This window comes from Prevotella sp. P2-180, from assembly GCF_002251435.1.
Lineage (GTDB): Bacteria > Bacteroidota > Bacteroidia > Bacteroidales > Bacteroidaceae > Prevotella.
Genome location: NZ_NPJI01000038.1, coordinates 1 through 24,361 on the forward strand (window position 1 = coordinate 1; position 24,361 = coordinate 24,361).

The window sequence follows — 24,361 nt, forward strand, 5'->3', positions numbered from 1 at the left end:
AAAAAAAAATCGAGTGTGATTTTCTCTTTGCTGTAGAGATAAGCGTCGGAGTCGAACAGTCCTGCACGGAACTTATATCTCAGCACGTCTTTCACTGCACGCTCAAAGGCTTTTTTGTCAACCTTGCCATTGTCGAGCCCCTCTTGCAGGAACTTGTAGTTGGCTCCATGGGGGAAGTCGACATCGTTGCCGGCATTGATGGCGGCAGCAGCTTTCTCGAGCGGGGTCTCAAGGCCTGGTATCTGGTCGATGGCGGTATAGTCGCTCACCACCATTCCGTCAAATCCGAGATAGCCACGCAGTATGTCGGTGAGGATCCAATGGTTTGCCACGCAGTTGGTGTCTCTCACGGCATGGTAGCCAGGCATGAGGGCACGGCAATTCTCAAGTCTTATCATTGTCTCGTGAGGCAGTATTATCTCTTCCATGAGTTCTTTTTCCTCAGCGTCGCCTCCTCCGCCATATCCGAGATAGTGTTTTGCACAAGCACCCACACCCTTCTTCAGGTCGCCTTGCTGTAGTCCACGCACGAAGGCTGTTCCCATCATGGCTGAGAGGTATGCGTCTTCGCCGTAAGACTCTTCAAGCCTGTTGAAGCCAGGATTCTTCACCACGTCGACCATTGGCGACAGCGACAGCACTCCTCCCATCTTTCTGAGGTTGGTGGCCGTCTGCCGTGTCTTCTTCTCTGCCAGAACATGGTTGAAGGAGCAGGCTTGTCCTATCTGTTGTGGATAGATGGTGGCATCCTTGGTGTTGATGCCCGAGAGCACCTCTTCGTGAAAGAGAGCCGGTATGCCGTTGGGGGTGTTATGTATTAGCCAGTCTTGCACTGCCGCCACACGGTCGCGGAGCACATTGGCATCAGTAGGTTTTTGGCTTGCATACTGCGAGAAATGCCCAATGCCGTATGGAATGAGTTTTCGGCATTGTACGGTGTCCAACTGTCCTTTTTCGTTGAACAGCTTGTCCATGTATGTGCTTCTCAGTTGTGCTACACGCTCCTCTTGAGACATTTTTTCGTAGAGAGCGTCCACTTGTTGTTCTATTGTCATATTATTGTCACAATTAGTCAGGAACACTGAAGAAAACATGATTAACGCGACTCTACGCACTTTAAGCGCAAGTCGTCTTCCGGTTAAGTTTCTATACATAATTTGGTTCATTATAATTAAAATTTATTCGTGGCAAAAATAATACTTTATTCTTAAATAGCCAAAAATAATGCAGGAAATTAAGAAAAGCATAATATTTTTTTAATAAAGTAACAAAATTCTTTGTCAAATTAAACAAATTGTATACCTTTGTACCAAAATTACATAATAGTGAATATCCTATATTAAGCATTTATGGCAGAAAATAACATATTCAATTCACGTTCGCTTGAAGCACTCGACTCAAACGACGACATATTTGAATCGGCAAGAGTGACAAAGCCGTCGCTCACTATCGTTCTATGCGCCATGGTGGTGATGTGTGCCGTGGTAGCGTATTGGTGCATCTTCGGCACCATGAACTACAAGGTTTCGGCACAGGGGGTGGTGTTCCCTCACGGTGAGCCTACACCAATGGCACTGCCCTATGAAGGTACGGTGGAACGCGTGGTGACTGCCCACGGCAGACAGGTGAAGGCGGGAGAGACCCTCATGGAAGTGAGGAGCGACCTTGCCGCCACTGACGTGAAGGCGGCCAACGACGGAGTGGTGCTGACCTACAAGCAGGAAGGCGAACAGTTTAAGGCTCACGAGGCTGTGGTGTGGATGATGCCACAGGCAAGCGAGCGCCTCAACCGCGAGATGCTCGTCTATGCTTCGTTCAACGATGTGCGAAAGCTGAAGATAGGACAACAGGCACAGGTGACACCGGCAAACATGGAGCGAGAGAAATGGGGATATGCCAGCGGAAAGATTATCAGTATCGAACGCTATCCCACTGCACGGAAGGAAGTGGCACAGAAGGTGAAGATGGAAGCCCTCGCTGCGTTCCTGCCTGCCGACGACGCCATCTACGAGGTGAAGGTGCTGCTCGACAAGGCCCCTACCCCATCAGGACTGAGATGGAGCCGACAGAAGGCTGAAAAGATTGAGATTCCTACTGGCACGTTCTGCAACGTACAGGTGATCACGTCGAGAAAGAAGGTATACGAGGTGCTCATAGGCAATATTGAAGACGGTGTTGACAATTTCATAGGAGAGTGACTCTATGGCGATATTCAAGAGAAGCACAGTAAAGAAAGTACCGGTGGTAATACAGATGGAATCGGTGGAATGTGGCGCCGCCTCACTCGACATGATACTCGCTTACTACGGCAAATGGCTGCCTCTGGAGGAGGTGAGGACGGCATGCGGAGTGTCGAGAGACGGTAGCTCTGCCAAAAGCATACTCAGGGCGGCAAGGGGGTATGGTCTCGATGCCGCCGGATACAAGGTGGAGCCAGAGCATCTCGAAGGCATGCAGCCTTGCATCATACACTGGAACTTCGAGCACTTCGTGGTGTTCCGCGGTTTCAAGAGAGGCAAGGCCTGCCTCAACGACCCTGCAATGGGACCTGTGGAAGTGCCCATGGACGAGTTTTGCAAGTCGTTCACCGGTATTGCACTCGAATTCTCTCCTACAGAGAAATTTGAGAAAGGAGGAAGCAAGACCAGCATACTGAAATACGTAAGACACCATCTTAAAGGGGCGGCAGGGGCTTTCTGGCTCACGATGACCTTCGGACTGCTCACAGCCGCCGTGTCGATAGCCGTGCCGATGTTCACACGCATCTTTGCCGACGAGATACTCTCGGGAAGAAACAGCGACTGGCAGACAAAGTTTCTCATTGCCATTGCTGCCGTGGCCTTGTTCAACTTCGTGCTCGTAATGCTACAGGAGAGATACAACAAACGCATAGCAGGACTGCTGGCACTGAAAGGCAACATCAGTTTCCTCAAGCATCTGCTCGCACTGCCCATGCCATTCTTCGCCATGAGATATGTGGGAGACCTGCAGCAGAGGCAGCATCTCAATCAGAGCATCACCCACAGCCTTGTCTCCGTGCTTGCGCCTCAGATAATAAACGTGGGACTGCTGTTGCTGTATCTATTCCTGATGATTACCTACAGCATGCCCTTGACCATCATAGGTATAGTGGCAGTGGTGGTAAACCTCGTGCTGCTGCAATATTATTCCGAGCGGAGAGTGAACCTTGAAAGAAGCCAACAACGCACGCTCGCACAATACTACAACACCACGGTGTCGTGCATCGACAACATGGAAAGCATAAAGGCGGCGGGAGCTGAAACAGGATTCTTCGAATACTGGAGCGGACTGTGGAGCAAGAAGTTCAATGTGGAAGGTGACGCCACGGTGCAAGAGCTGAAGATGGGACTACTGCCCACACTCGTACTCACATTAGTTAACTCCACCGTGCTCATACTCGGTGCATACTTCATACTCACCGGCGACCTTACCATAGGTATGCTCCTTGCCTTCCAGGGATTCATGACCTCGTTTATGACTCCAGTGAACTCTGTGGTCACGGCAAGCCAACAACTCATAGAGATGCGCTCACAGATGGAAAGCATAGAAGACGTGATGAAATATCCGGAGGACAAACGCGACACAAACGGTAGCGTGGCGGAAGGAAAACTACGCGGCGAAGTGGAACTCAGAAACGTGACCTTCGGCTACAACCCGCTGCAGCCACCGCTGATACAAGACTTCAACCTACACCTTATGCCAGGAAAGAGCGTGGCTTTCGTGGGGTCAAGCGGATGCGGAAAGTCTACTCTCGCTAAACTCATATCAGGACTATACAAGCCTTGGAGCGGTGAGATACTGTTCGACGGACGTCCAATAGACACCATAAGCAAGGAAGAGATGACAAACTCGGTGGCTGTAGTAGACCAAAACGTGGTGCTATTCGACGACACCGTAGCACAGAACATTAAGATGTGGGACCAGTCGATAGAGGACTTCACAATGGTGATGGCATGCAACGACGCACAGATAAGAAAAGACATCGTAAGCAGACCGGAAGGATTCGCCACACGTCTCGTAAAAGGCGGACAGAACTTCAGCGGCGGACAACGACAGAGAATGGAAATAGCCACAGCACTGGCCAAGGAGCCTGTGGTGCTGATAATGGACGAGGCCACCAGCGCCCTCGACCCAACCACAGAGGAACAGGTGATGGAGGCTGTGAGAATGATGGGGGCAACGCAGATAATAGTAGCCCACCGACTCTCTACCATTAGAGACTGCGACGAGATAATCGTGATGGACCAAGGCAAGATAATGCAACGGGGGACACACGACGAACTGATAGAACAAGAAGGTATGTATAAGGAATTGATGAAGAGCGTATAGTATTATGTCAATATTCTTAGACCAAATAGAAAAAAGAAAGCGACTGGAGGAAGCTACCTTAGTCGAGACTTTCGAAAAAGGCGCCCGACGCTTAGGCATCGAGGGCAAGAAAAAACATGCCGTACCGCCTACAGACCATACTGCCGTGAGAAGAGTACTCGACGCACTCGGAGTTACGGGATATGAACTATCAGACGACGGAATGACAACTCCATTTGAACAGTTATCGACAATACTCAGCCCTAAAGGCATCATGATGAGAAAGGTGAGACTGAAAGACAACTGGTGGAAAAATTCTGTGGGACCTATGCTCGGATATGACAAGGAGGGTAACGTGACGGCTCTCATTCCCACACGATGGGGATTCGGATACACCTTCATCGACAAAGACGGCAATAACCAGAAAGTGAACAAAAAGGCCATGAACTCTGCACTGAGCCGACACGCTGTGGCGTTCTGCATGCCATTGCCTAACAGGGTGCTGACCATTGCCGACCTGATGAAATATGCCGCAAAAGCCATGTCGGTGCCTAACGCACTGCTGCTGTTCGCCACAGCGCTGGTGCTCGCCCTATTCGGCATGTTCACACCAATGGCAAACAAGATGATATTCGACATGGTGATACCTACAGGCGAGGCGCGCGACCTTCTGCCCATCTTCGGACTGCTCGCCGGTGCCGGCATAGGCACGATGCTTTTCTCACTCACCCGCAACCTCTGTACCGAGCGCATCAGGAGAGTGGTGGAAATGCAGGTGCAGAACGCCATAATGGCAAGGACGTTCTTCCTAAGCCCCAACTTCTTCTCCAAGATTTCGTCGGGTGAGTTGGCAATGAGGATAAACAACGTGTGGAACGTGTGCAACCACATAAACGACACCTTGGTTGGAGCCCTGCTCACACTCTTGTTCTCTACTGTATACCTCGTACAGGTATTCATCTACGCGAAATCGCTCCTCGTGCCCACACTGCTCATCATTGCCGTGGAGCTCACCGCCCTCGCCATCTACTACCACAGCATAGTGAAAGCCCAAGAGGAGTATACCGAGAAGTCGGGAAAACTCAGCGGTATAGAATACGGCATGCTGGCTGGTATACAAAAGCTGAAACTCACCGGAAGCGAACGAAGGGCTCAGACTCTTTGGTTAGACAAATATACCGACGCCACCAAGTCGATATACAATCCTACACTCGACAGAATACTGATGCCGGCACTGCTACAGCTGTGCAATGTGGGCGGCTTGGGAGTCATCTTCTACTTCATCATGGCAAACGGAGTGACCACCAGCGACTATATCGCATTCTCTTCTGCCTACGGCATGATATCAGCAGCCATCACCACACTCATATCCATCATACCCGAAATAGCACAGCTGAAACCGCAGATAAACAGTCTGAAACCAATTCTCGAGGAAAAACCGGAGATGGAACAGAACGCGCCACAGGTGGACGAGCTGTTCGGCAGCATAGAGATGACCGACGTCTCGTTCCGTTATGCCAACGACGGACCAATGGTGCTGGAAGACATCAATCTCTCAATAGCTCCAGGAGAATATGTGGGAATAGTGGGAAAGTCGGGATGCGGCAAGTCTACACTCATGAGACTGCTTTTAGGATTCGAAAAGCCCATAAAGGGAAGCATCTACTACGACAACCACGACCTCTCGAAGGTGGACAAGACAAGCCTCAGACGAAAAATAGGATGCTGCCTACAGAACGGAAGCCTCTTCACCGGCGACCTCTTCCACAACATCACCATCACAGCCCCATGGGCTACACACGAAGACGCTTGGGAGGCGCTGAGAATGGCTGACATGGAGAAGGACGTGAAACGAATGCCGATGGGACTGCACACCGTGGTGGTGGAAGGAAGCGCGGGATTCAGCGGCGGACAAAAGCAACGACTACTCATTGCACGTGCTCTGATAGGACACCCGCAGATAATATTCTTTGACGAGGCAACCTCTGCACTCGACAACATCTCACAAAAGCAGGTAAGCGACAACCTCGACTCGCTCAACTGCACACGACTCGTCATTGCACACAGGCTCTCAACCATACGACATTGCGACCGCATAATCGTACTCGACAAAGGTCGCATAGCCGAAGAAGGCAACTTCGATGAACTAATGGCAAAAAAAGGATTGTTCTACGAAATGAGCCTGAGGCAGATGTAGGGGAGGAAAGGAGTTAACTTCTGAAAAGAGCACATAATAATATATAAGGTATGAAGATAAAAACAATGATAATAGCTGCAGCAGTCACCGTCATGACAGCTTGCTCTAACGGGAACAAAGCTGACAACAGCGACAACACAGCAGACACCGTGACAGTGGAGGCGCTGAAACGTGGCACCTTCGACGAGCCTTTCATGGCTAAAGGCAAGGTGAAAGCAAGCAAATATGCCGACGTGGCCTTTGAACAGGCACTGCCGGTAAAGGCGGTATATGTACACAACGGACAGACCGTGGCAAAAGGACAACGCATAGCTGAACTCGAAGTATTCAAACTCCAAAACGCTATCGACCAGGCAAAGAAAAACGTGGAACAGGCAAGGCTGAACATGCAGGACGTGATAATATCTCAAGGATACGACCCTGACCACATAAACTCCGTGCCGGCAAACATCAGACAGTTAGCCGAGGTGAAAAGCGGTTATAGCCTCGCCATCAGCCAACTGGAGGCTGCCCGACACGAGATAAGCGTAGGAACAGCCACAGCTCCCTTCGCAGGAGTGATTGCCAACCTCAATATTCAGCATCAGACCATAGCACAACCCGGGGTGGCCATCTGCCGAGTGATCTCCACAGACGAGATGGAGGTGGAATTTAAGGTGATGGAAGCTGACCTCGCCATGATAAAGACAGGAACGGAAGTGAACGTCACACCTACTGCCACCAAAGCCAACACTTATATCGCAAAGGTGATGGACATCAACCCACTGGTGGAAGAAAACGGGTCGGTAAGCGTAAGGGCAAAGCTAAAGGCCGACAAGAACCTCTTCGACGGCATGAATGTGGAAGTGAGCTTCAACAGACATCTCGACAATGTCACCATAGTGCCAAAGGCTGCCATAATGATAAGAAACGGACACCATGTCGTATTCTCTTTCAACAACGGCATTGCCAAACAGCATAACGTCTCGATAAGAAACGAGGCTAAGGGACTTTGCGTTGTGGAAACCGACGACAACTTAGACAACAAAACACTTATCATTACCTCCGGACACGAAACAGTGACAGATGGAGGGAGAGTGGTGAAGAAAAATTAATTGCACAAAAAATGAGAATTAATTTCATTATATTAGCACTTGCGGCATCTATACTTACAGCCACAGCACAACGGAAGGTCACACTCGACCTCGACCGTACGGTGGCTCTCGCCACAGACAGTTCACTCTCCGTGGAGAAATACCGCAGTGTGCTCGACACGTGGCGCTTCGCCTTCCTCTCCTGGAAGGCAAGCCTCAAGCCACAGCTTTCACTGGAGTCTACTCCCTTGGATTACGAACAGTATATGGTGCAACGATACATCAGCGACGAAGACCGAGACATCTACCGCGAACAACAGATGGTTTACGCAGAAGCTGCCGTGGCACTTACACAGGACATAGAGGCCCTCGGCGGTACACTGTATGCATCGACAGGACTCGGACTTCTGCATACCTTCGGAGGAGACATCAACTACGACCAGTTTACCACCATACCAATAAAGGTGGGATACAGACAAGACCTGTTGGGCTTCAACCAACTGAAATGGAACAAACTGTTGCAACCCATGAAACTGCAACAGGCTGAGAAGACATACGCCTACAACGTGGAAGCTACGGCAGGACAGGCTGTCAGCCTATTCTTCCAACTCGCCCTCGCACAAGACCTGTTGCGCATGGCTGAGGAAAACCTACAGACATGCGACACCATCTACGCCATAGGATGCCGAAGGTTTAAGATTGCAAGCATATCGAAGGCGGAACTGAGCATACTCGACCTGCAACGTGCAAATGCACTGAACGCTCTCGAAAACGCAAGGATTTCGCAAAGCGAAGCGGCAAAAAGCCTCGCCTCATACCTCGGAATGGAACGCAACACTGACATAGAACTCATAATACCTACCGTCTACTCACCAATGAAGGTGAACGCTGAAGAGGCTGTGGCATTCGCAAGGGAAAACAACCCTGCATTCATCGAGACAAGACAAGCTGTGGAAGAGGCGCGCATGAACATGGAAAAGGCGAAGGTGGAAAGACGACTCAGCATGAACATCGACGCAAGCATCGGTCTGAACCAAGTGGCCAGCAACTTCTTCGACGCTTACCATAATCCCCTGACACAAAAAAAGGCAATGGTAACCGTGTCTGTTCCTCTGAAAGACTGGGGAAAGAGAAAAAACAACTATCTGCAGGCTAAAAGCCAACTCGAAGAGGCGGAAAAAAACCGCGACGAAACCATAAGGGACACGGAACTCGACGTGGTGCTTTGTGTGGACGACTTCAACAAACGGCATGACATCACCGAGAACTCACGCCGTTCGCTCAACATCGCGCAAGAGGCATACGACGCCATGCTCACAAGGTTTATTAAGGGACAGGCCACCGTCAACGACCTCTCTCTTGCACAAAACTACTGGCAGACGGCACGCCAAAACTATACACAAAGCCTCCAAAACTACTGGACTGCTTTCTACAAGCTGCGTCAGCTCACTCTCTACGACTTCAACAAGCGGAAGACAATAGAACATAACAAACAATAAACACAAAACATAGATTATTATGGACATAACAGTTTACATAGCAGTAGCACTGGCACTATTGTCTGCCATAGCCATTCTTCTCGTGGTTCGCTCACGAAAAGTGTTTGAACAGAAAACAACAACACTTACCACCCTCGTAGACACCTGGGCAGAGCAAAAGCAACAGGAGAGCGAGACGGTGGCAAAAGAAGCCGAAGAAGAAGAGCCACAGACCGACACACAGGAAAAGTCAAATGAGCTATTCTCGAGAATAGTAAAACTCATGGAAGATGAAAAACTATACACCAACGAGGAACTCTCGCGCGACATGCTTGCAGGTAAACTGTGCACTAACTACAAATATGTGGTGAAGGCAATAAAAGACTCCACCGGAAACTCCATAACCATATTTATCAACGACTACCGACTGGGGCACGCCAGCCGACTACTGCGTGAAACAGACGAAAGCATAGCAATAGTAGCGGAGCTTTCCGGTTTTTCCCACCGCTCGCTGACACGCCATTTTCAGGCAAAATTCGGCATCACCCCTTCTGAATATAGGCGAAACCACAGAAAATAGTGGCCAAAACGGGGAAAAAGCACTTTTTTCCCGAATTGACCATCATTTTTCCCGTTTTGTCTCGTCGATTTGAAAAAATAAGCATAATTTTGCAGCAGAATTCAAAACAACATGTCTAACATTAAAAAATTACAATTATGGAAAACAAAGAAAAGATCGTTCTCAACGAAGAACAATTGAAAGAGGCTAACGGCGGTAGCTTGCGTAAAAATCGAGTAGCTACTAATGACGACGAACTCGACAGCGTATGTGGTGGAGCTGGTAAAAGATGCGAACTTAAGAAGGAGAATCTCAGTATTCTTTGATTTAGTAACATACAACGACAAGAAAGCCACATTAATAAAAAGCATCAGTATGATTTCAGTCATTTTCATCTTATCATTCGTTACAATGGCAGCTATCGCAACCCTTGCATACTACCATAGGCGTATCGCACAGGCGGATAAGGCCATCAGGCGACTTGAGGCTGACATTGCAGAGATGGACGCCAAAACTGCAAAAAGGAAGCATGCTGATAGCTCGTGCAAGAAGATTTGCCTCAACGACTCGTCACTGTCTATGGCTGCAGCTGCCGGCGTTTTCAACAAAGGCAAAGATTTTATTAACAACAACGATAAAACTATTTGATTATGACAGACAACAAGAATTTTGACGAAAAGAAAAAAGTTCTCAACGAGGAAGCTCTTGACGAAGTGGCTGGTGGTAAGGTTGTTTTGGCAGGACTTAACACAGGTGCAAAAAAAGTACCGCAACCAGAAATCCTCAAGACAATAAAAGTTTAACCATTTACACAAAGAAGCGGGAAAAGCACTTTCCGCTTCTTTTTTTATAAATAAACCTTGCACAAAGTATAAGTTTTGTGCACAATTTTTTATCGAATGTGCATAAAACATCTCTTTTTCTTTGCCAATTGAAAAAAAATCAGTAATTTTGCAACCAATTGTGTAGAAGCAAATAACAAATAACAATCAATTATATCAATAATGAGTTTAAAAATCGTTGTACTTGCCAAGCAAGTACCTGACACAAGAAATGTGGGCAAGGACGCCATGACTGCCGAAGGCACTGTCAATCGCGCCGCTTTGCCTGCCATCTTCAATCCCGAAGACTTGAACGCTCTCGAACAGGCTCTTCGCCTGAAAGAGCAGAACCCTGGTTCCACCGTCGGCATTCTGACGATGGGTCCTCCCCGTGCAGCTGAGATAATCCGCCAGGGTCTCTATCGTGGTGCCGACACCGGTTGGCTTCTGACTGACCGTCTCTTCGCTGGAGCCGACACTCTCGCCACTTCATACGCTCTCGCCACCGCCATCAAGAAGATTGGTGATGTGGACATCGTAATTGGTGGTCGTCAGGCTATCGACGGCGACACAGCACAGGTAGGTCCGCAGGTGGCACAGAAACTTGGTCTCAACCAAGTGACTTATGCTGAGAACATCGAGAAATGTGAAGACGGAAAGCTCACCATCCGCCGACTAATCGATGGTGGTGCCGAGACTGTTGAGGCTCCGATGCCTGTCGTAGTTACAGTAAACGGAAGTGCTGCACCATGCCGCCCATGCAACGCCAAGCTGGTAATGAAATACAAGCGTGCCACAGCACCAATGGAGCGCACGGAGGACATGCCATACAAGAACCTCTACGAAGAGCGTCCTTACCTGACTCTCAACCAGTGGTCGGTGGCTGACGTTGACGGCGACCCACAGCAGTGCGGTCTCAACGGCTCGCCAACAAAGGTTAAGGCCGTTAAGAACATCGTCTTCCAGGCAAAGGAGAGCAAGACTCTCACTGGCAGCGACACTGATGTTGAAGAGCTCATAAAGGAATTGTTGAACGAGAAGATAATTGGCTAAGGAAATATGAACAACGTTTTTGTATATTGCGAAATCGAAGGCACACTGGTGCAGGAGGTTTCACAGGAACTTTTAACAAAGGGCCGCAAACTGGCCAATGAACTTGGTGTTGAGCTGCATGCTATAGTAGCAGGAACGGACATAAAGGGCAAGGTGGAAGAGCAAATCCTACCATACGGAGTTGACAAACTCTTCGTCTTCGACGGAGAAGGTCTCTTCCCTTATACCTCTGCTCCCCACACCGACATTCTCGTAAACCTCTTCAAGGAGGAACAGCCACAGATCTGCCTTATGGGAGCTACGGTCATCGGTCGCGACCTCGGTCCACGTGTGTCGTCTTCACTCACCAGTGGATTGACCGCCGACTGTACCGAGCTTGAGATTGGACCGTATGAGGACAAGAAGAACCAGAAGACCTACGACAACCTGCTCTATCAGATTCGTCCTGCATTCGGTGGTAACATCGTGGCTACCATCGTCAACCCCGACCACCGTCCACAGATGGCTACCGTGCGCTCAGGCGTGATGCAGAAAGCCATTTATGAAGGACAGGCTAAGGGAGAGGTAGTTTATCCCGAGGTATCAAAGTATGTATCTGCCGAGGCTTACGTCGTTAAGGTTCTCGACCACCACGTGGAGGCTGCCAAGCACAACCTCAAGGGCGCGCCAATAGTTGTTGCTGGTGGATATGGTGTAGGTTCGAAGGAAGGTTTCGACCAGCTATTCCAGTTGGCAAAGGTACTTCACGGCGAAGTAGGTGGCTCGCGTGCCGCCGTAGATGCCGGATGGATTGACCACGACCGTCAGATAGGCCAGACCGGTGTCACCGTACATCCAAAGGTATACATCGCCTGCGGCATCAGCGGTCAGATTCAGCACATCGCCGGTATGCAGGACTCAGGCATCATCATCTCAGTGAACAGCGACCCCGAGGCTCCAATCAACAAAATAGCCGACTACGTGATAGTAGGCACCGTTGAGGAAGTGGTACCGAAACTGATAAAGTATTATAAGCAGAATAATAAATAACTCAACTTTCGGAAGTTATTTTAAACCACAGAGTTTAAGAGATATAGAGTATTTATACTAATGAAAGAGGTTGAATGCCAAGGCATTTAGAGCTCATAGAGAGCTGCGCATTATGTTTGCCGTATGGAAACTCTGTGTCCTCTGTCGCTTGCGACCTACTCTATAAAACTACAAATCTCTTTTTCTCTTTAACTCTGTGGTTTAAATAAAACCCTTATACATTGAGAATTTTCACATGCGAAACTTAAGTAAATAAAAAACATGGCAAACTATTATAGTGACCATCCGGAATTTGAATTCTATTTGAATCACCCGGAAATGAAACGTATCGTTGAACTCAAGGAACGTGGATTTGTGGATGCTGCAGAATATCCCGACGCTCCCGTTGACTTCGACGACGCTATAGAGAACTACAAGCGTATGCTCGAGATTACTGGCGACATCGCCGCTAACATCATCGAGCCTAACTCGGAGGATGTTGACCTCGAAGGACCACACCTCGTGGACGGACGTATGGTTTATGCTTCCAAAACTTTCGAAAACCTCGACGCCACACGCAAGGCTGGTCTTTGGGGTGTTTCGATGCCTCGCCGCTACGGTGGCCTGAACATGCCTATCACTCCGTATTCTATGGCTTCGGAGATTGTTTCGGCTGCCGACGCCGGTTTCCAGAACATCTGGAGCCTTCAGGACTGTATTGAGACACTATATGAGTTTGGCGACGAGGAACAGCGCAAGAAGTACATTCCTCGTGTTTGTGCTGGCGAGACTATGTCGATGGACCTCACCGAGCCTGATGCTGGTTCTGACCTCCAGCGCGTAATGCTCAAGGCTAGCTATGACGAGGAGAACAAATGCTGGCGACTGAACGGTGTGAAGCGATTCATCACAAACGGTGATTCTGACATACACCTCGTGCTCGCCCGTTCTGAGGAGGGCACTCACGACGGACGTGGTCTCTCAATGTTCATCTACGACAAGCGCGACGGTGGTGTGACCGTTAGACATATTGAGCACAAGCTTGGTATACACGGCTCTCCTACATGCGAGCTCGTATACAAGAACGCCAAGTGTGAACTGTGCGGTAGCACTCGCTTGGGTCTTATCAAGTATGTGATGGCTCTTATGAACGGTGCCCGCTTGGGTATTGCCGCACAGTCAGTGGGTGTGAGCCAGGCTGCATACAACGAAGGACTGGCATACGCCAAGGAGCGCAAGCAGTTTGACACTGCCATCATCGACTTCCCTGCCGTTTACGACATGCTCTCACGCATGAAGGCAAAGCTCGATGCCGGTCGTGCCATACTCTATCAGACAGCTCGCTACGTGGATATCTACAAGGCTCTCGACGACATAGCACGCGAGCGCAAGCTTACTCCAGAAGAGCGCGCCGAGCAGAAGAAATACACTCGTCTGGCTGATGCCTTCACACCGTTGGCAAAGGGTATGAACTCTGAGTATGCCAACCAGAACGCATACGACGCCATACAGATTCATGGTGGTTCGGGCTTCATCATGGAATACAAGAGCCAGCGACTCTACCGCGACGCACGTATCTTCTCCATCTACGAGGGTACCACACAGCTGCAGGTGGTTGCTGCTATCCGCTACATCACCAACGGCACCTATCTCTCAATAATGAAGGAGATGATGGAACGTCCTATATGCGAGTGTGCACAGCCAATGCGTGAGCGTATAGCAAAACTCATCACCATGTATGAGGATGCCATCAACTATGTCAAGGAGCAGAATGACCAAGCTCTGCAAGACTTCCTCGCACGCCGCCTCTACGAGATGACAGCCGACATCATCATGTCTATCCTGCTTCTCGAGGATGCCACACGCGCCCCGGAACTCTTCAAGAAGAGCATCAACGTCTTCATGCGTCATGCCGAGGCAGAGTGCACAGCTCATCACGCCTATATCAAGGCTATGAAGGCTGAAGACCTGGAGAATTTTAAAGCAACTCTTTAAATGAAGAATGAAGAATGAAGAATGAAGAATGGGCTGCGCATAATCAGCGTTTATCTTATTCTTCATTCTTCATTCTTCATTCTTCATTCTTCATTCTTCATTCTTCATTAATAAATAATCATGGAATGTCTCAACTGCCACACCGAATTCATCGGCAACTACTGCCCATCCTGCGGACAACCAGCATCAACAAAGCGGTTTACGGTAAAAAACGCTCTCATGTCGACACTCGAAGTGTGGGGTATGGGCAATCGCAGCCTTCCACGCACTCTGTTTAATCTCTTCACCCGACCGGGACAGATGATAGGAGAGTATCTCGACGGAAAGAGAATACCGTTCTTCCCGCCGGTGAAGATGCTCTTCGTATTGTGCGTGTTCATCACTGTGGAAAATATGCTCATTGGTAGGGAAACAGTGAAAGACGAAGTGGCAAAGATGGACGTATTTGACAATAATGCCACACCCGAACAGAAGAAAGCCCAAAAAGAGCAAACTGTCATAGATTTCAACGGAATGAAGGTGTCGGCGGGAGATGCTATCGAAGGTCTTAAGAAAACCGTAGAGTGGTTTGAAGAGCATAAGGCTATAGAACTCATCTGCCTACACTCTTTCTTTATGTTTTTCACATGGATGCTGTTCAGAAAGTCGCCATTACGACCAAGGAGCACTCTGGCAGAAAATTTCTATGCGCAGGTGTTGATTAGTTCTCAGATGGTGGCTCTCTCTATCATCTACCTGCCATTTGCCAACAACGAGACTTATACGTTCTATCCCCTACCCTCATGGATTCTCTTTGCCCTTTTGGTTTGGGACCTGAAATATCTCTTTGGGTTTAAATGGCGCAAGACCATCCGCCTCACCATTTTACTCCACCTATTGTGTCTTTTCTCTTTCATCCTCATTCTTTCCTTAACCATAGGCTTGATAGGATTCTTTACTGGACTATTTGAAAACCTGCCCAAATAAACCCAGCTTCTCTCTCCCCCAATCGAGTAGGAGGTAAACACTAATCGCAGATGTTTATCTCCTGCTTTCGTGTTTACCGACCTCTCACACCACCGTACATGCGGTTCCGCATACGGCGGTTCCTATTTTGGATTCCATTCGAGGTACGAATCAAGCATACAAAACGATAGCCCTCCATCTTGTGATGGGGGCTATTATTTTTTTGATGATAAACGCTTATTCGTCCTTGTTAATCGTGAAGAAATGACCACGTTTACGGCGTTCCCGCTCCTGCTTCATCTCAGCCGTGAAATTGAGCACAGCATAGGATATCACACCCACGACAATGCCATCGCTGATGCTTCCGATAATTGCCATCACCAGGATGACCAGCACCGAGGGGATGGCCTCCACAGGATTGGTAAAGTTGATGTGTTTGATGGCTGCAAACATGTGGAAACTGACCACCAAGAGAATGGCACCTGTAACCACGGGCGGAATGGCCAGGAAAAGGGGTGAAAAGAAGAGGGCAAAGAGGAAGCATATCACTGTCACCAAAGAGGTGACACCTGTCCGGCCACCTTCGGCCACACCCGCGGCACTTTCCAGATAACTGGTACAGGTAGTGGTGCCCATCAAACCGCTCAACGTTGAACTGATGGCATCCACTTGGAAGATATGAGACATGCGGCTGATGCGCCCATTGGTACGGCTCAGATTCGTATTGCTGAGTACACCTGAGACAGTACCGATGGTGTCGAAAACATCGAGGAAGAAAATAGACACCACACACACAAACATATCTATAGAGAATATGTCCTCACTCCACTCCATCTGCATAAACAGGGGTGCAGGCGATTCGGGTATCGTCATCACTTCGTCGAAACGGGTCAATCCCAAGGGAATGCCAATAATTGTGGAGGCAATGATGCTCAAGAAGATAGCTCCCTTTACCCTGTAGACAATCAGCACGCCTGACAGCATCACGCAGATGGCAAAGAGTTGTTTCTCTGGCTCGGTAACGATACTGGCCAGAGAGACAATGGCAGCTCCCGATTCGGTCATACCTGCACTCTTGAGTCCAAGCGAGGCCAAAAAGAAACCTACTCCCACTGCCGTAGCACTGCGCAGCGAGAGGGGGATGCTCTCCATAATTAGGTAGCGCAACCTGGAGAAGGCAAGAACCGTAAACAAGACACCTTCCAACAGGATGGCCGTGAGGGCGAAATGCCAGGAATAGCCCATCTGCATACACACCGTACCACTGATGAAAAAAAGCAGTCCCACACCAGGAGCCACTGCCAGAGGACGCTTGGCATAGACCGCCATCAAGAAGGTACTCACAGCACTTACTAGTGCAGTGGCCGTAAACAGAGCTGCCGTTGGAAAGGGGTCGGCCGTCCCGCCCACTCCTTCAAAAGCCTTTGGGGCCAAGGCGAGGATATAAGCCATGACAATAAAAGTACTTATCCCGGCAAACACCTCGGTTCGCAACGAATGCTGGCTACTATTGAATCCGAATATCTTGGCTATCTTTCTCATATATCTTGGATTTATATTTCATGCTTGCGGCTTTTGGGGTTCATCATGATGGTCGGCAAGGCCTGTGGGGGACGAAACATCTTCGTCAGAAGCATGCTCTTCCTGGGGAGTCAAAGCTGCTCGATTGGGAATGGCCAAATGGAGAACCAGTCCCGTGATAAAGGCAACGGTGATGGATGTGAGCCTGATACTGCCTACCCGAAGGCCTCCATCCAAGAGGAGTGCAGTAATGGCGTATGCAGCGAGTGTGGAGAAGATGATGACGAGCGACCTCGCATTCCGGTTCTTTTTCTCATGGAGTCTTGCCGTACACCAACCTACCCAGATGACCATGATATACATGATGAACGTGATACCCCCGATGACAGCTACAGGAATACTACTGATGAGAGCTGTGAGTTTGGGACAGCAGGAAAGCACAATCATCATCACTGCCACCATACGCAGGAGGCTGGGGTCACAGATGCGGTTAAGCCGAATCAGTCCCGTTGTCTGCGTATAGGCTGTGGTCTGAGAAGCCCCAAACACAGCAGCAAGCAAGGTGGCAAGTCCGCTGGCACTGATGCTGCGCGGTAGTCCGATGATTCGCAGATAATTCTTTTTCGCAGTGCATGAGATAACTATCATATCCGCCACATGTTCGCTCAAGGCGATGACTGCCAGCGGCAACACCGTCACGAAGACGATTCCCGCCATGTCTACATCCCAATGTTCGAGTACTCTGAAAGCCATGAAATCACTGTCGAAAGGAGATGCTAACCAGTGTGCCCCCCGGAGTGCATCCAGCGAGAATGTGCCCCTAACGAGAGACAATACCAATCCTGCCGCCATACCAATAAAAATGGAAAACAATCTCACCCTTCCCTTGAAGAACAGTTGCGCCAAGGCCACAGCCACTATCGTGACGATGCCCGCCAGCCAGTCGGTGCGGATGGAATAGGTGGAGGAGAAAAGCATGTCGATGCCAATGACCATAATCAGCGGCGCTGCCAACGTCGAGGGAAAGAGTCTGATGACCTTCTCCCGCGGCACCATCCGGAGCAGCTGGCCCACCAACAAATAAATAACACCGATAAACAGTGACCCGAGACAGACGTAACAATCGGCCAGCACATCAGTCATCCCCCTGCCGACAGCCTGATGATGTATGAACGTCATGCCAGCGAGTATCGTAAACGAACTGCCATAGTAGAAGGGTATCTTACCCGATGTAAAATAATGAAACATCAGGGTGGAGACACCCGAGAAAAGCAGGGCCAAAGGGATGGACAAGCCCAAAACAATAGGTACAAACACGGTACCTGCAAAAACCGCTAACAGATGCTGCAGCGAGAGAGCCAAACGCATGGCCAGTGGGTGATGGGATACATTTCGTATCATACGGGGACCTCCTGATTGCTATGACTATTTCAATACTGACTCTACCTTCATGAGCGAGTCCATCTCGTCGAGTTTGGCCGCCACCGTATCTATCTCATGCACCACCCGGGTGAGTTGTTCACAACCTTCATGGATGGCCTGTATCACCTCACGCCGCTGCTCATCATCGAGCGGCATAGATTCGTCGGACAGAAGCTGCACAAAACCATACATCTGGTTGAGCGGGGTGCGTATCTCATGAGCCAGGTTTTGGGTATAGACGGTCTTCTTCTTCGACAGCCGCTCAGCCTCATCTCTGGCTTCCTCCACCAACCGGTTGGTACGCTGCAGTGCTCGGTTCTTGCGCTCCAGCAGCATCATCGCCTGACGGTGACGCACCCTCAAACCCCATATAAAGAAAATCATCATCACGCAGATGACAACACAGAGGGAGAGGAAATTCACCTTAGACCTCACTTGCAACAGTTCGTTCTGTGCTTGCAATTCTGCCAAGGTGGTGGCCGCGGATGTCAACACATTTACACATGTCAGCACAATGGACAAAAAACAGATTTTGGCCAAATGGAAACTACTGGCGGAGAGGGAGAATCTCATGGGGCTCATATATCTCATATATCTTATGATTGGGAAGATAAATTATGTATCAGAATGTTGCGAATACCTGAAAGACAGGAAAGTGATAAGCGAAAAGACACTACTAGCATCAATTCGCTGCAAAATTAATCATAATAATTGATTTCCCAATCATTTTTCAATAAAAATCACAGAGAAAACTTCAGAGCCAATGTCGGGTTTACATAAAATGACTTCTTGCTATTAGAGGCACGGTAAATGAAATTGTTTGAAATCTCCCATTCAGAACCAATGCTGACCGTCTTACAGATGTTATACCAGATTTGCGGTTCGGTAAACAGTACCAGTCCCTTCTTCTGTCCCTTGGCATCCCATTCGGGAATATAGCCTGTCCAGAGGTCGGCAAAACCGGAGAAAGTCCATTTGCCTTGTCCGAAGGTAAGGCCCCATACACCCGTGAGCTGCACGCCCGCCAGTGCCTTATTGGTACCGCCCTTGAGCGTCTGCTTGTACATGAGTTGCAGACTCCATGTCTTGGAGAAGTCAGAAGAGTGGCCGTTGTAGGCGGGACCGATGAGCAGCGCATTCTGATAAGAACCGTAGAGGTTGAGTCCACCGTCAAACTCGATATGGGCGGCAAAGGGCGACTTGCTACCCAAGCGGAACTCCCTGCTCACCTCGGTATAGGCCGCACTGGCTCCATCGTTGCGCACATCTACATCCACAAAATAGTACCACGAACCCAAGCCATCGGCCTTGAAGGTCTCGTAAGTGAGTGTCAGTTTCTGACGGTCGGCTTCCTCCGAGGAGTAGAGTTGACGGCCAAAGTCATAGTGAACCTGGAAATTCTGGCCGAAAGCGGCAATCGGCAGCAGCAGTGCCATCAGTACAAGGGTGATACGGGGCATCCGAGATGCTCCAAACATTCTTTTGTTCTTCATTATAAAGTATATTCAATAAAGTGAATGCAGTTCTGTCTACAAAGGTAATTGTATTTTTAAAAACAGCAATGAAGGAGAACCTGATTATGTGGAGAATTAAAAATCTTTAACAAAAAAAAATGGTGAATCGGAAATTATCTTTCATTTGGTAGCTTCCAGTTACTATCGTTTAATTAAGAGCACTGTCTTTCCATCTTATGTCTGCTTGATTTACTATGTATGTTCCGGATAGTTATAGGACTTCAGTGCTTTTTGCCACCTTATCCACATACTTTAGCCTTGTATCAACTTTCTGTTCGTCAGACCAGATGTTTGCCGCTGACTTCTTTCAGATTCCACCTCGCGATGGACACCCTTGTCTCTCTGGCTATACGATTCCCACTACCGGGGCTCGTTAGGGACTTACACCCGTTAGACATTACTCATGCCGAGCATACAAAAAAGACACTCACGCCAAACAGCGTGAGTGTCTTTTTTTATTCTTATTCGACTTTATTAGTCAGTGACGCAGATAGAGACGCGGTTCATGTCGTTCTCAGCGAATGGCTGAACGCGGCTACCCTTGCTGTCGGAAGTGATGCGGCTTGCAGAAATGCCATACTTCTCGGTAAGCATCTTAACTACAGCAGCAGCACGCTGAGAAGCAAGACGGTCGTTGATCTTGTCGTTACCAGTACCAGCATCAGCATAACCAGTAATAGTCAGCTTCTTTTCTGGATACTTGCCAAGATACTCAACGAGTTCCTTCACCTTTGCCTCCTCCTGGGCAGATACCTTGCTTACGTTGATGGTGAAGAACACGTCGATACGCAGAGGCTCAACAACCTTCACTTCTTCAACAACAGGAGCTGGCTCTGGCTCAACAACTGGCTCTGGTTCTGGCTCAACAACAACAGGAGCAGCTACAGGAGCAGCAACCTTCTCGTATGACTTGCCTAGGTTGATCTTCAAACCGGCAAGTACGTTGAAATACCAGTCGGTATTGCCTGCCTTCTTAGAGTTGTACTTGTCAGAGATGATGTTGGCATTACCCTCGATACCCAAGGCAACAGCGTCGCTGAGACGGAAATCAACAGCAAGACCAGCCTTACCTACAGGGCGAACCTTTGTTCCGTCCCAAATATAGGTCATGTTGTAACCCTTAGCTACAATGTCGTTAGCCTCGTCATTAGAGAAACCGATGTTAAGACCACCACCTACGAAGGCCGAAACGTTCACAGTGCGAACGGGGTTGTAACCACAAAGCAGGTTTGAGAGGTTGAACATGAAGTCAACTGTAGGAGAAATGTACTTATACTTGTACTGAACATTTCCCGGGTTTGCACCATCAGACTCTCTATAGCCATTATAGCCACCCTTGCTCTGCCAGCCGTTGAATGCAACACGGGTACCAAACACCGGGCTGAACTGATAGCCAAGAGCCACCTGCAGGTTTGGAGAAAGAAGATCACTGAACTTTGCTTCACCAAGAGTGTGCTGAACACCACCCTGAAGCTGCAGGAATGCGTGCTTCTTGAATGTATATTCAGAAGCCTCCTGCGCATGTGCTGCAAAACCTACTGAGAGTAATGCAGCAACGAGTAGAGATTTCAAAGTTTTCATACGCAAATAATTAATTTTTATAAATATCTGACTTCTCTAAGCCTTATGGTTAAGGGTTACGGGAAAACTCCAGTATACACATTATAATCCATAGGCTCCATATTATCTATGCTGCAAAGATAATGCAAAAATTCGAAACTTACAACCTTTTTCGATTATTTTTTCGTCTTTATTACATTTTCATTACATATATCATAACTATTTCAACTATTTTCATCTATATAACCTCCTCTATTATCATTAGTTAACAAACAACTCAAGAGACGCTGAAGTCTGTACTACAAGTAGAGTAAACGAGTATTATAAATAATAGATTTACTTGTCAACCTCTTATATAAATAATACGATAAGTAGACAACCTAAATAGTTAAACTACAATTAACCTACAGAAACGGAATAAGAACAGCTTTTGGGACAGTCGTTCCATAACTTGTATCACGACCGTTCCAAGCCCTATGGAATGGTCGTAACACCAACTATGGTACGACCGTGATACTACCCTATTCAGATACGAACTGAATACGGCGGAAGACTTACATAAGTCCTCCGCCGTATTTATTTGTCCAAATATGTTATGGCTATATTAGCTAAAGCGATTCTATCTCCTCGGCAGAAAGGCCAGTGGCAGCAATGATGGTTTCTACTGGTATAGTCGGTTATCACCTTCGACACGCCATACAACATACGGTGGAAGTATGACAACTCACGGTTGTTCTGTATCTCGAAGATGATGAGTTCGCTACGGTCGCTCTCTGCAAGAATGTCGACACGGTTGAACTTGTCTTCTTCGTCAGTCTGATTGCCTTCGCTCTCAAGGAACTTCACTATCGTGAACTTCTCGCCTAGTAGAGTCGTCATCAGCCCCTCAAGCACAGCATGGTTTGCCTTGTCGCACAGCATGCGCTTCATAGCCCAGTCAAATCGTATATAGTTTGCCATAATCGTCAATAATTGCGGGTATTGTAGATACAAATCATTATTTCTTGCTGCAAAAGTAATAATAAATAAACTAACGCACAAGCATTTAAGATATTTTAATCCATATTATGCCTTATATTTCCCACACAAGCTTAGTCAGACACTTACGCCATTTTGCTTAAGTACAAGCCAAATGTAAAAATTAAAGCGGAAGGCTTTCACAAGCCCTCCGCCTTCGCGTTGTTACCTTATTTAAAGGATGTGTACATAATAATTATTCTTTAATAAACTTCTTTGCGTTGATATGTGCCAATCGGTATTATTTCTTGAATGCAGAGTATATTGAATATTCATCACTGCTTTTGAAAGGAGTAACGAGTTTTGCCTTAGAACTGTGACTCCAAGTTATTGGAGAGGAGATATAATCACCATCCTCAAAGACTCTGAATACACCTTCTTTCATCAATAGTCCTTGCGGATCAGCGCCCTTCTCCACCATGATAAAGGCGTACTTAAGATTCTTTATACCATTGGAAGTTTTCTCTCCAGAAATCACCAAAGCAGTCTTTGTTGAAATATTGTGACTTTCTCCTATTGTATTGAAGAAAATGGTGAAATAGTTACCATAACCACTGATGAAGGCACCCTCACCCAAAGCATAACTAGACCCACTAACTGTATATCCCTCATAGTTAATGGTATTATTGATTTTGTTCTGGCCATAAAGTCTAATATCCTCTGATGTTACTTTAGTACCAGGATTAAATCCTCCATTACCTTCATCTTCGCAATAAACAGTTAGCATTGGGTCTATTCTGTAGGCACCCTCCACGTTTGGAGGATTAACGCCGCGATAGATTGTTATATATGGATCCAATTTTTTAACAATATCCTCAGGTACGACATCTTCGATTCTATTGTCTGGTTCTTCATAGCTGCCACCAGTAACTTTTATGACATTGGTTATAGTCTGGTCGCGGTTGCACAGGAACACAAGCACCTTGGTGTCTGAGTCTATGTCGCCAGTCTGTGTAATGGTAATAGTACCATAGTAAGAACTTGAAGCATTAACAGTCGACTTGACGTTGCCCTTGTCCACGGTCTCAACAAATGTATATCCATCAGCACCTGAAATGCTGTAAGAAATAGTGACAGGATGGTTATCCAGATTGACTGTTGTATTCGAAAGGGTCATGTACATTCCCTTATAGATGGGGCATCGTATCTCCTGCCCATTGTAGAGCACAAACACAACATAGTTGTCATACTGATATGTTGTCTTAATATATGAGACATTCGAATCTCCGCCTCCATTAATTGGCACCATGTTGCCATTGTCATCGTAGATGTACACGAAGGTAATACCACCATCATAACTGATAACCCAGTAACCGTTAACGTCTATCTTGATTATCGGTGTTATCACGTTTGGACCGGAAATGGAAATCTTGTTTCCGTCACCATCTATGATATAGTTGGTCACTCCATTAATTGTGACGGTCCAATAGTAATTACCGTCGATGTCAAGGCTTACGCCGATAATTGGCGTTTGTCCATCCTTTCCGTCCTTACCGTCAGTTCCATCTTGTCCATCTTTTCCGTCTTCACCATCTTTGCCGTCTTTTCCATTCTTTACGTCAATACTTGTACCATCGGTAAAGACTATTCTATATCCGTTTTCAATGGATATATAGCTTTGGATAGAGATGTTTGCCTGAAGCTTCTCTACTATCACCTTAATCTGGTTAATTTCGACATTCAAGGCGTTTACTGTTTTCTCCATTGCCGACACACGTTGGTCAAGACTTGAAATCTGTTGCTTGATTTCTGTGTCGTCATAATCGTCTGAACTACATCCTGTGAAGGATGTTCCTGCAATTGCCAAAATGCAGGCGACAAGCCAAATCTTAATTCCTTTTACCATAATAGATGTTTTAATTAATTGTT

The 24,361-nt window shown here is 47.8% G+C and carries 20 protein-coding genes and 1 pseudogene; 13 read left to right on the forward strand and 8 right to left on the reverse strand.

All coding sequences use genetic code 11. The features are described from left to right. Nucleotides 1–1,055: glycoside hydrolase family 3 protein (locus CIK98_RS06900; protein WP_305775636.1), on the reverse strand; the 1,055-nt coding region annotated here is incomplete at its 3' end. Nucleotides 1,056–1,349: 294 nt separating this feature from the next. Here CIK98_RS06900 and CIK98_RS06905 point away from each other — a divergent pair. The 13 genes from CIK98_RS06905 to CIK98_RS06955 all read left to right on the forward strand — a co-directional run bounded on the left by CIK98_RS06905 (nucleotide 1,350) and on the right by CIK98_RS06955 (nucleotide 15,479). Next, complete coding sequence (locus CIK98_RS06905) at nucleotides 1,350–2,198, forward strand: biotin/lipoyl-containing protein (protein ID WP_094383531.1); 849 nt, start codon at nucleotides 1,350–1,352, stop codon at nucleotides 2,196–2,198. A gap of 4 nt (nucleotides 2,199–2,202) precedes the next feature. Further along, nucleotides 2,203–4,350, forward strand: coding sequence for an NHLP family bacteriocin export ABC transporter peptidase/permease/ATPase subunit (locus tag CIK98_RS06910; protein WP_094383532.1), 2,148 nt, complete (start codon nucleotides 2,203–2,205; stop codon nucleotides 4,348–4,350). 4 nt (nucleotides 4,351–4,354) lie between these two features. Beyond that, the gene (locus CIK98_RS06915) at nucleotides 4,355–6,526 is read left to right on the forward strand and encodes an ATP-binding cassette domain-containing protein (RefSeq protein WP_094383533.1); all 2,172 of its coding nucleotides are present in this window, start codon (nucleotides 4,355–4,357) and stop codon (nucleotides 6,524–6,526) included. 50 nt (nucleotides 6,527–6,576) lie between these two features. After that, on the forward strand, nucleotides 6,577–7,620 hold the full coding sequence (locus CIK98_RS06920; RefSeq protein ID WP_094383534.1) for an efflux RND transporter periplasmic adaptor subunit: 1,044 nt from the start codon (nucleotides 6,577–6,579) through the stop codon (nucleotides 7,618–7,620). 11 nt (nucleotides 7,621–7,631) lie between these two features. Continuing rightward, the gene (locus CIK98_RS06925; RefSeq protein ID WP_094383535.1) at nucleotides 7,632–9,098 is read left to right on the forward strand and encodes a TolC family protein; all 1,467 of its coding nucleotides are present in this window, start codon (nucleotides 7,632–7,634) and stop codon (nucleotides 9,096–9,098) included. Between the two features lie 19 nt (nucleotides 9,099–9,117). Further along, the gene (locus tag CIK98_RS06930; RefSeq protein ID WP_094383536.1) at nucleotides 9,118–9,657 is read left to right on the forward strand and encodes a helix-turn-helix transcriptional regulator; all 540 of its coding nucleotides are present in this window, start codon (nucleotides 9,118–9,120) and stop codon (nucleotides 9,655–9,657) included. 137 nt (nucleotides 9,658–9,794) lie between these two features. Then, nucleotides 9,795–9,962: a hypothetical protein gene (locus tag CIK98_RS18040; RefSeq protein ID WP_172409851.1), complete on the forward strand. Its 168-nt coding sequence runs from the start codon at nucleotides 9,795–9,797 to the stop codon at nucleotides 9,960–9,962. A gap of 49 nt (nucleotides 9,963–10,011) precedes the next feature. Further along, nucleotides 10,012–10,284 (forward strand): hypothetical protein, encoded by a 273-nt coding sequence (locus tag CIK98_RS06935; RefSeq protein ID WP_141210454.1) that lies wholly within the window; start codon nucleotides 10,012–10,014, stop codon nucleotides 10,282–10,284. Nucleotides 10,285–10,286: 2 nt separating this feature from the next. Next, complete coding sequence (locus CIK98_RS18045) at nucleotides 10,287–10,439, forward strand: hypothetical protein (RefSeq protein ID WP_172409852.1); 153 nt, start codon at nucleotides 10,287–10,289, stop codon at nucleotides 10,437–10,439. 201 nt (nucleotides 10,440–10,640) lie between these two features. After that, nucleotides 10,641–11,510 (forward strand): electron transfer flavoprotein subunit beta/FixA family protein, encoded by an 870-nt coding sequence (locus CIK98_RS06940; protein WP_094383538.1) that lies wholly within the window; start codon nucleotides 10,641–10,643, stop codon nucleotides 11,508–11,510. Between the two features lie 6 nt (nucleotides 11,511–11,516). Next, nucleotides 11,517–12,539, forward strand: a complete 1,023-nt coding sequence (locus tag CIK98_RS06945) for an electron transfer flavoprotein subunit alpha/FixB family protein (protein WP_094383539.1) — start codon at nucleotides 11,517–11,519, stop codon at nucleotides 12,537–12,539. A 261-nt stretch (nucleotides 12,540–12,800) separates the two neighbouring features. After that, complete coding sequence (locus CIK98_RS06950; RefSeq protein ID WP_094383540.1) at nucleotides 12,801–14,513, forward strand: acyl-CoA dehydrogenase family protein; 1,713 nt, start codon at nucleotides 12,801–12,803, stop codon at nucleotides 14,511–14,513. Nucleotides 14,514–14,633: 120 nt separating this feature from the next. Then, nucleotides 14,634–15,479: a DUF3667 domain-containing protein gene (locus CIK98_RS06955; RefSeq protein ID WP_094383541.1), complete on the forward strand. Its 846-nt coding sequence runs from the start codon at nucleotides 14,634–14,636 to the stop codon at nucleotides 15,477–15,479. A gap of 216 nt (nucleotides 15,480–15,695) precedes the next feature. Here CIK98_RS06955 and CIK98_RS06960 read toward each other — a convergent pair whose 3' ends face one another. The 7 genes and pseudogenes from CIK98_RS06960 to CIK98_RS06990 form a co-directional block, all read right to left on the reverse strand. Beyond that, nucleotides 15,696–17,000 carry an NCS2 family permease gene (locus CIK98_RS06960; protein ID WP_094383542.1) on the reverse strand — a complete coding sequence of 435 codons (1,305 nt, stop codon included), beginning with the start codon at nucleotides 16,998–17,000 and terminating at the stop codon, nucleotides 15,696–15,698. 18 nt (nucleotides 17,001–17,018) lie between these two features. Next, complete coding sequence (locus CIK98_RS06965) at nucleotides 17,019–18,380, reverse strand: uracil-xanthine permease family protein (protein WP_094383543.1); 1,362 nt, start codon at nucleotides 18,378–18,380, stop codon at nucleotides 17,019–17,021. 24 nt (nucleotides 18,381–18,404) lie between these two features. Then, nucleotides 18,405–18,896 (reverse strand): histidine kinase dimerization/phospho-acceptor domain-containing protein, encoded by a 492-nt coding sequence (locus CIK98_RS06970; RefSeq protein WP_172409853.1) that lies wholly within the window; start codon nucleotides 18,894–18,896, stop codon nucleotides 18,405–18,407. A gap of 245 nt (nucleotides 18,897–19,141) precedes the next feature. Next, on the reverse strand, nucleotides 19,142–19,894 hold the full coding sequence (locus CIK98_RS06975) for a DUF5020 family protein (protein WP_094383545.1): 753 nt from the start codon (nucleotides 19,892–19,894) through the stop codon (nucleotides 19,142–19,144). A 495-nt stretch (nucleotides 19,895–20,389) separates the two neighbouring features. Then, nucleotides 20,390–21,496 carry an OmpA family protein gene (locus CIK98_RS06980; RefSeq protein WP_094383546.1) on the reverse strand — a complete coding sequence of 369 codons (1,107 nt, stop codon included), beginning with the start codon at nucleotides 21,494–21,496 and terminating at the stop codon, nucleotides 20,390–20,392. 639 nt (nucleotides 21,497–22,135) lie between these two features. Next, a pseudogene (locus CIK98_RS06985) lies at nucleotides 22,136–22,435 on the reverse strand (PD-(D/E)XK nuclease family transposase); the annotation flags it as partial. A 298-nt stretch (nucleotides 22,436–22,733) separates the two neighbouring features. Further along, a complete protein-coding gene (locus tag CIK98_RS06990) occupies nucleotides 22,734–24,338 on the reverse strand; it encodes a PL29 family lyase N-terminal domain-containing protein (protein ID WP_094383548.1) in 1,605 nt (534 codons plus the stop codon). Between the last annotated feature and the right edge of the window lie 23 nt (nucleotides 24,339–24,361).